General features: G+C 67.1%; 7 protein-coding genes. 5 read left to right on the top strand and 2 right to left on the bottom strand.

From position 1 onward, the window contains the following. Window positions 1-288 precede the first annotated feature (288 nt). A complete protein-coding gene (locus tag AAHA49_RS16800) occupies window positions 289-951 on the bottom strand; it encodes a vitamin K epoxide reductase family protein (RefSeq protein ID WP_339391814.1) in 663 nt (220 codons plus the stop codon). Window positions 952-1,302: 351 nt separating this feature from the next. Between AAHA49_RS16800 and AAHA49_RS16795 the strand changes: the two genes are divergently transcribed. Next, the gene (locus AAHA49_RS16795) at window positions 1,303-4,230 is read left to right on the top strand and encodes an Rne/Rng family ribonuclease (protein ID WP_425286532.1); all 2,928 of its coding nucleotides are present in this window, start codon (window positions 1,303-1,305) and stop codon (window positions 4,228-4,230) included. Window positions 4,231-4,312: 82 nt separating this feature from the next. Here the strand turns inward: AAHA49_RS16795 and AAHA49_RS16790 are convergent, their stop codons facing one another. Continuing rightward, the gene (locus tag AAHA49_RS16790) at window positions 4,313-5,206 is read right to left on the bottom strand and encodes an SPFH domain-containing protein (protein WP_342039063.1); all 894 of its coding nucleotides are present in this window, start codon (window positions 5,204-5,206) and stop codon (window positions 4,313-4,315) included. Window positions 5,207-5,627: 421 nt separating this feature from the next. Between AAHA49_RS16790 and AAHA49_RS16785 the strand changes: the two genes are divergently transcribed. The 4 genes from AAHA49_RS16785 to rpmA all read left to right on the top strand — a co-directional run bounded on the left by AAHA49_RS16785 (window position 5,628) and on the right by rpmA (window position 8,335). Then, the gene (locus AAHA49_RS16785; RefSeq protein WP_342039062.1) at window positions 5,628-7,160 is read left to right on the top strand and encodes an alanine/glycine:cation symporter family protein; all 1,533 of its coding nucleotides are present in this window, start codon (window positions 5,628-5,630) and stop codon (window positions 7,158-7,160) included. A gap of 89 nt (window positions 7,161-7,249) precedes the next feature. Beyond that, window positions 7,250-7,567, top strand: coding sequence for a chorismate mutase (locus tag AAHA49_RS16780; RefSeq protein ID WP_339391810.1), 318 nt, complete (start codon window positions 7,250-7,252; stop codon window positions 7,565-7,567). 192 nt (window positions 7,568-7,759) lie between these two features. After that, the gene (gene rplU / locus AAHA49_RS16775) at window positions 7,760-8,068 is read left to right on the top strand and encodes a 50S ribosomal protein L21 (protein WP_009375428.1); all 309 of its coding nucleotides are present in this window, start codon (window positions 7,760-7,762) and stop codon (window positions 8,066-8,068) included. 15 nt (window positions 8,069-8,083) lie between these two features. After that, window positions 8,084-8,335, top strand: coding sequence for a 50S ribosomal protein L27 (rpmA, locus tag AAHA49_RS16770; protein ID WP_339391809.1), 252 nt, complete (start codon window positions 8,084-8,086; stop codon window positions 8,333-8,335). Window positions 8,336-8,373 lie beyond the last annotated feature (38 nt).

Raw genomic sequence — 8,373 nt, 5'->3', positions numbered from 1 at the left:
TCGTCCTACCTCTGCACGGGTAGGACGAGCCGCTCCAGGGAGGTTGTGCTGAGCGGGACCGCGGATATCGCGCTGAGGGTATGAAATGCGCCTGGGGGTGCGAATTGCCGCTGGGGGTAGGACGTGCCGGCGCGAGCGGGCAACCCTCACGTCAAGCGGCTCGTCCTACCTCTGCACGGGTAGGACGAGACGCTCCAGGGAGGTTGTGCCGAGCGGGACCGCGGATATCGCGCTGAGGGTATGAAATGCGCCTGGGGGTGCGAATTGCCGCTGGGGGTAGGACGTGGCTCAGAAGAGGGTGGAGAAGAAGTTCCAGAACTGGATGACGATGCAGAAGGCGATGATGAGCAGCCAGACGACGGAGATCGCGATGTTCTCCCGGGCGAGCACACGGACCACGGCATTGTCGCGGATTCCGGAGCCGAAGTTGCCGGCCAGCGCATTGTGGGCCGTGACCGCGCAGAACATCGGGATCGTCATCGCCCACACGACCATGCACCAGGGGCAGCCGACGCCGATGACGTAGATCGAGGTGTAGAAGAGGAACATCACGAGGGTGACCCCGAGGGCGAGGCCGATGTTGAGCCCGACCATCACCCAGCCGGGGATCCGCGCCTTCGCAACGAGCAGGACGCCGAGGAGGAGCGGGAAGATGAATGCCGCCACGCCGAGGAGCTGGTTGGGGAAACCGAAGAGCTGGCTCTGCGGGTACTCCATGACCGAACCGCATGAGAAGAACGGGTTGAGGTCGCACGAGAGGGAGACATCGGGGTTCTCGAGCTTCCAGTACTTCTCCACGGACAGGGCGAAGGCGGCGAGGAAGCCGACGACCGAACCGACGATGAGGAAGATCCCCAGCGCCGTGGGACGCAGCACCCACGACCGGATCGGTGTGCCGGTGGCGAAGTCGTCGTCGAAGGTCTCTTCTGCGGGCGCGGGTGCGGTGTTCACCCCTCAAGCATGCCCGGCCACGCGGAATGCGGCAAACCCGCCGCGGTCCCACCGCCACAGTCCCGAGCACTGTGATCGACGCACGGTACGGATCGCCGTGCCTGTCGCCGGGCTGGAGCGGGGAGAACTGTGACATAATGGTGCGACGGATACCTGCCTCCACACCGGGCAGGCGACGTGCCTCCACCGAGTCGAGGGAACGGCCTCGCAGGTCGACACGAAGTTGAGGCAGCATCGACGGCCTACGCGCTGAGCGCGAGCCCGACATGCCATCCACAGGTTTCGGTCCGATCGCGGACCATGCAGGACACCGGTCATCCGTGTGGTGTGGACGGAGACTCCGGTCCAGGAGTGAACATGAACGATTCGACGAACGACAACGGCACATCGGATGCCACCGAGGGCATCCTCGCCGATCTCGCTGATCTGCAGGAGAGCGCCAACGCCGCACGCGGTGCGGACAGCCCGGTCGATGAGAGGGTCCGCGAAGAGCTCGACAGCCTCGCCGACGCCGCCGGCTCCCTGCGCGACGGCGCCGAGAACTCAGGCTCCGACTCCGACGACGACCGTCCCCGCGGTCGCCGGGCCCCGAAGAAGGCCCGCGACGCCGTGGCCAACCGCGGCCTGGTCTTCGAGGAGTTCGTCCGCGAGACCAGCCCCGAGGCGGACACCACAGCCGACGACGCCGAGGACGCCGACGACGAGTCCGAGCCACCGCAGCCGCAGGCTCCCGCCTTCGACCCCCGCAACCCCTTCGCCGCTCCGGCGGCACCCCAGCCGGCCGAGCCTGCGAGCCGTCCGGCTCCCGCAGTGCCGCAGCACGGCGGACTGATCTTCCAGGTCCCGCAGGCCGAACTCGCCGAGGTCGTCGTCGCCGACGATGACTACGACGACGAGGACGACGATCTCAGCGACGACCGTGACCGCGACGAACCCGAGAGCCGCGAGACCCGTGATCGCGACTCCGATGACCGCGAGACCGACGACGAGGCGGAGTCCGGTGGCCGTCGCCGCCGCCGCGGCGGTCGCGGTCGCCGCTCGCGCAACCGCGATGAGGACGAGTCCGATTCCGAGAAGTCAGAGGCCGCGGAGTCCGAGAAGGCTGAGAAGTCCGAGAAGACCGAATCCGACGATGAGCGTCCTGCCCGCTCGCGGCGTCGCGGTGACCGGAAGTCCGAACGTCAGGACACCGAGAAGTCCGAGGACGAACCCGCCGACCGGTCGGGCGATACCGATGACGACAGTGATGACGAGGACGGCGGTTCGCGCCGTCGCCGCCGTCGCCGCTCCCGTTCGCGCAGCTCCGATTCCGATGAGGTCACCTCGCTCAAGGGATCGACCCGCCTCGAGGCCAAGCGCCAGCGCCGCAAGGAGGGCCGTGAGGCCGGACGGCGCCGCCCGGTCATCACCGAAGCCGAATTCCTCGCCCGCCGCGAATCCGTCGACCGGACGATGCTCGTGCGCGAGAGCGGCGACCAGACCCAGCTCGTCGTCGTCGAGGACGGGATCGCCGTCGAGCACTACCTCAAGGAGAACCGCCAGCAGTCCTCGCTCATCGGCAACGTCTACCTCGGCAAGGTCCAGAACGTCCTGCCGAGCATGGAGGCGGCGTTCATCGACATCGGCAAGGGCCGCAACGCGGTCCTCTACGCCGGTGAGGTCAACTGGGACGCCCTCGGCATGGACGGCAAGGCCCGCCGCATCGAGACGGCGCTGAGCCCCGGCGACTCCGTGCTCGTCCAGGTGACGAAGGACCCCGTCGGCCACAAGGGCGCCCGCCTCACGAGCCAGATCTCCCTGCCGGGACGCTTCCTCGTCTACGTGCCCGGGAACTCGATGACCGGCATCTCCCGCAAGCTGCCCGACGTCGAGCGCGCCCGCCTGAAGAAGCTCCTCAAGGAGCTCGTCGGCGACTCCAACGGCGTCATCGTGCGCACCGCCGCCGAAGGGGCGACGGACAAGGAGCTCAGCCGCGACGTCGAGCGCCTGACCAAGCGGTGGGAGACGATCGAGAAGAAGTCGAAGTCGACGAAGGTCCTCGCCCCGCAGCTGCTCTACAGCGAGCCGGACATGATCGTGCGCATCATCCGCGACGTGTTCAACGAGGACTTCAACTCCCTCGTCATCGACGGCGACGGCGCCTGGGACACGATCCACGAGTACGTTGAAGCGGTCGCCCCCGACCTCCTCGACCGCGTCCACCGCTACTCCGAGGACGAGGGCATCTTCGACCACTACCGGGTCGAGGAGCAGATCCAGAAGGCCCTCAACCGCACCGTCAACCTGCCCTCGGGCGGCTCCCTCGTCATCGACCGCACCGAGGCGATGACCGTCATCGACGTCAACACCGGCAAGTTCACCGGTGCCGGGGGCAACCTCGAGGAGACCGTGACGCGGAACAACCTCGAAGCGGCCGAAGAGGTCATCCGCCAGCTGCGGCTGCGCGACATCGGCGGCATCATCGTCGTCGACTTCATCGACATGGTCCTCGAGTCCAACCGCGACCTCGTCGTCCGCCGCCTCGTCGAATGCCTCGGCCGGGACCGGACGAAGCACCAGGTCGCCGAGGTGACCTCGCTGGGTCTCGTGCAGATGACCCGCAAGCGCATCGGCACCGGTCTGGCCGAATCGATGGTCTCTGCCGGCGCCGACCTCACCGGTCGCGGACTCCTTCTGCCCGGTTCGGAGGAGGACGGGACGAAGGCCCACCGCGGCGGTCGTCCGTCGAACTCCGATTCATCGACCGGGAACAAGCGCGATCGCAAGCGCCGGTCGAACTCGAAGTCGACCGAGACCGAGTCGCATGCCGATTCGGCGGCGAACGAGGCCTCCCGGTCCGCTGTCGCCGCGATCGCGAAGGCGACCCTGAAGAAGGACGATGAGGAGACTCCCGCCGAGGCGGCCCCGCGTTCCGAGGAGCGCGGAGACTCCGCGGCGGAGGAGCGCACCGAGTCGAAGTCGAGCCGGTCGAAGTCCCGGGGACGGAAGAAGTCCGCGAAGACCGAGAAGCCGGCTGAACAGGCACCGGAGACGCAGGCCGAGCAGCCTGCGGCCGACCAGGCTCCCACAGCGGAACCCGCCGCTCAGCAGACGACATCCGAACCCGCAGCGGCCGAGCCTGCCGGTGAGCTGCCGCTGATGATCGGTGCGGACTCAACGACGAAGGTCGCCGTCGCGGCCCCTGAGGCAGCCCCGCGGCGCAGGGCGCCGAAGAAGAAGGCGGAACCGGCCCCGCAGGAGTCGCTGCCGACCTCGTTCGTCATCATCGGCGAGGACTGAGAGACGGCGAGCACTGAGCCCGCCTGAGACGAGAACGAGCGCCCCGCGTCAGCCGACGCGGGGCGCTCGTCGCATCCGGGGCTCAGCCGCCAGGCTGCTTGTTCCGCGTCGTGCTGATCGTCGGCTGGGCGGCCTGATCGCCGCAGAGGACGATCATGAGGTTCGTGACGAGGTCGCTGCGTTCGGCATGGCCGAGCGTGACGATGTCCCGGCCTTCGATCTGCTCGATCGCGGTCTCGACCATGCCCACGGCCCCTTCGACGATGAGCTGACGGGCCGCGACGACCGCCGTCGCCTGCTGGCGCTGGAGCATCGCCCGGGCGATCTCCGGGGCGTAGGCGAGCTGCGTGATCCGCGACTCGATGACCGTCACACCCGCCGAGGCGACGCGGGCCGCGACCTCCTCGGAGAGCTTCGAGGTGATCTCGTCGGCATTGTCGCGCAGGGACATCCGGGCAGGGTCAGAGGAATCGTAGGCATACGAGTTCGCGATGTGGCGCACCGCGGTCTCGGCCTGGATCGCGACGAACTCCTCGAAGTCATCGACCTCGAACAGGGCCTGGGCGGTGTCCCTGACCTGCCAGACGACGACGGCGCCGATCTCGATCGGGTTTCCGTCGGCGTCGTTGACCTTGAGCGTCGAGGTCTCATGGTTGCGGATGCGCGTCGAGACCTGCTCCTTCGAGTACAGCGGGTTGACGAACCGCAGGCCGGACTGGCGCACCGTGCCGACGTAGCGGCCGTAGAGCTGGAGGACGACGGCCTGGCCCGGGGCCACCGAGGTGCAGCCCTTGAAGAGGAACATCGAAGCGATGAAGGAGAGCACGCCGAGGACGATGAGGATGATGCCGAAGCCCTGACCGGAGACCATCAGTCCGAAGCCGATGAGCGCGAGGAGAGCCGCGACAACGAGGAGGCCGACGGCGGCGACGATCGCGAAGTACCCGGAGACCCCACCGGCGGGTCGTTCGCGCACCCGCTCGCCTTCGGGGGAGACGAGCCTGGTCGGGACACCGGGACCGTCCTGCCCGCGGGGCACACCCTGTTCGCCGGGTCCGCCGAGGTGAGCTGCCGGTCCCGCTGGTCGGCCCTGCGACGGCGGTCCGCCCGGACCGCGTGAGCCGCCGGGGGAGAGGCCCTGCCCAGGAGGAACGGTTCCCGGGGCAGGGGCCTGCGGTCGAACCGGTTCCGCAGGCCCCGGCCCGTGCGGGCGTCGGGGATCGTCAGGCGATGGCTGTGGCTGATTCTGTGACATGACGCCAGCCTAGGCCACAGGCGGCACCGCGCATCGTACGGCGGTGCCGAATATGTGATGCAGGTAACAGTTCTGTAACTGTCCGAATGACGGACGCGATTTCGCTTGATCCAGACTCCCCATTGCGGAACATTTGGGCCTCATGGACACACTCCTACTTGCCTCAGAGGCTCCCACATCACCCGTCGACGACGCCATCAATGCGTGGTTCGATCCGATCGCCACCTGGTTCTCCAGCGTCATCTTCGTTCCCGTGACCATCGGCGAGATCTCCTTCCCGTTCGTCGTCGCGTGGCTGATCATCGGCGCGCTCATCTTCACCCTCTACTTCGGTTTCATCCAGTTCCGCGGCTTCAAGGTCTCCCTCGACGTCGTCCGCGGCAAGTACTCCTCGCCCACCGACCCCGGTGAGGTCACCCACTTCCAGGCGCTGGCCTCGGCACTGTCGGGAACCGTCGGACTCGGCAACATCGCCGGTGTCGGCGTGGCTGTGGCCCTCGGCGGTCCCGGTGCGACGTTCTGGATGATCATCGCCGGTCTGCTCGGCATGTGCACGAAGTTCGTCGAGTGCACCCTCGGCGTGAAGTACCGCGAGATCGACGAGAACGGCGTCGTCCACGGCGGGCCCTTCAAGTACCTGCCGGTCGCGTTCCGCCGCTTCTCCCGTCCCGTCGCGATGACGCTGACCGGTGTCTTCGCCGTCGCGATCCTCATCTTCGGCGTCGTCGGCGGCGGCATGTTCCAGGCCAACCAGACCTTCGCCCAGGTGCGCACCGCCACCGGCGGTGAGGACGGCTTCCTCGGCGGCCCGTTCGCCGGCCTGATCTTCGGCATCCTCTTCGCCCTCCTCGTCGGCCTCGTCATCCTCGGCGGCATCCGCTCGATCGCGAAGGTCACCGACAAGCTCGTCCCCGCGATGGGCATCTTCTACGTGCTCTCCTGCCTGCTCGTCCTCGCCATCAACTTCACCTCGATCCCCATGGCGATCGGGGAGATCTTCGAAGGCGCGTTCAACCCGCAGGGCATCGCCGGCGGCATCGTCGGTGTGATGATCATCGGCTTCCAGCGCTCGGCCTTCTCGAACGAGGCCGGCATCGGCTCGGCTGCGATCGCCCACTCCGCGGTCAAGACCCGCCGCCCGATCTCCGAGGGCTTCGTCGCCCTCCTCGAGCCCTTCATCGACACCGTCGTCATCTGCACCATGACCGCGCTGACGATCATCGTCGCCAACCAGCCCTCGTACACCGAATCCATCGGCACCGGCGAGATCGGCGGCGTCACCCTGGCCTCGGATGCGTTCTCGACCGTCGCCTCGTGGTACCCGGTGCTGCTGGCCATCGCCGTCGCCCTCTTCGCGTTCTCGACGCTCATCACCTGGGCCTACTACGGTGAGCGCGCGTGGAGCTTCCTCTTCGGGCGCAGCAAGGCGACGATCATGGTCTTCCGCGTCATCGTCTGCGTCTTCGTCGTCATCGGCTGTGTGGCCAGCTTCAGCAAGGTCGTCGAGTTCGCCGACGCGGCCCTGTTCATGTGCGCCTTCATCAACATCCTCGGCCTCTACCTGCTCATGCCGGTGGTCAAGAAGGAGATGAAGAAGTACCTCGCCGACCGCAAGGCCGGCACGCTCACCGACCCGGACACCAAGGACGCCGTCACCGTCGAACAGCCCGCCTGAGTCAGCAGCCTGATTCAGCTCCCACCGCGCCCCGGGACCCGTCACGGGTTCCGGGGCGCAGTGCGTCACCGCCCGGTTAGACTGGTCCGGTGAACGACGACCACGATTCCCCGGCCCGCGCACAGGAGCGCCTCGTCCAGCTGCGCGGCAGCATCGACAACATCGACGCCGCCCTCATCCATCTGCTGGCCGAGCGGTTCAAGCTCACCGAGACCGTGGGCGAGCTCAAGGCCGACCACGGCCTGCCCCCGGCCGACGAATCCCGGGAGGCCAGGCAGGTCGCCCGGCTGCGGCGGCTGGCCGAGGAATCCCACCTCGACCCCGAATTCGCGGAGAAGTTCCTCGCCTTCATCGTCGCCGAGGTGATCCACCATCACGAACGGATCGCCGAGTCCCGCGAAGCCTGAGTCGAGAGCCGAGAGCTGCGGGATCGGCGGTTTGCCGTGCCGGGCCCTCATCGACTAGACTCATACGTCGGTGCGATCTGACGCACCACGGCTGGTGATTCCTCTCAATGGGTCTCCCGCGGAAGCCTCGCTCCCGTCCGAGCCAAGGGATCAACCGCCGTTCGTTTGTGAAACAGCAGAAAGGGTTCGACCATGGTCTACGCCATTGTCCGTGCCGGTGGCCACCAGGAAAAGGTCAGCGTCGGCGACATCATCACAGTCAACCGAATGAAGGCGAAGGCCGGAGACAGCGTCGAACTCGATGCCGTCCTCTTCGTCGACGGCGATGCGGTCACGACCGATGCCGATGCCCTCTCGAAGATCTCGGTGAGCGCCGAGGTCGTCGATGAACTGCGCGGTCCCAAGATCGTGATCCAGAAGTACAAGAACAAGACCGGTTACAAGAAGCGTCAGGGCCACCGCCAGGACCTCACCCGTCTGAAGATCACGAACATCAAGTAAGAGGAGACACCTGACATGTCAAGCAAAAAGGGAGTCAGCTCGACCCGCAACGGTCGCGACTCGAACCCGCAGTACCTCGGCGTCAAGCGCTTCGGCGGCCAGGTCGTCAAGGCCGGCGAGATCATCGTCCGCCAGCGCGGAACCAAGTTCCACCCCGGTGCGAACGTCGGCCGCGGCAACGATGACACGCTCTTCGCACTCACGGCAGGCGCCGTCGAGTTCGGCAAGCGCAACGGTCGCAAGATCGTCAACATCGTCGGCGTCTGACCGACCGATACTGATCTTCCCCCGCTCTCGGGGGTGCA

The organism is Brevibacterium ammoniilyticum, assembly GCF_038429965.1.
Classification (GTDB): Bacteria; Actinomycetota; Actinomycetes; order Actinomycetales; family Brevibacteriaceae; genus Brevibacterium; species Brevibacterium ammoniilyticum.
This window is presented reverse-complemented; position numbering and strand designations above follow the sequence as displayed.

Excerpts from the sequence above, each read along its gene's own strand:
- AAHA49_RS16785 (WP_342039062.1), top strand. The coding sequence starts at position 5,628 with ATGGACACACTCCTACTTGCCTCAGAGGCTCCCACATCACCCGTCGAC.
- rpmA (WP_339391809.1), top strand. The coding sequence starts at position 8,084 with ATGTCAAGCAAAAAGGGAGTCAGCTCGACCCGCAACGGTCGCGACTCG.
- rplU (WP_009375428.1), top strand. The coding sequence starts at position 7,760 with ATGGTCTACGCCATTGTCCGTGCCGGTGGCCACCAGGAAAAGGTCAGC.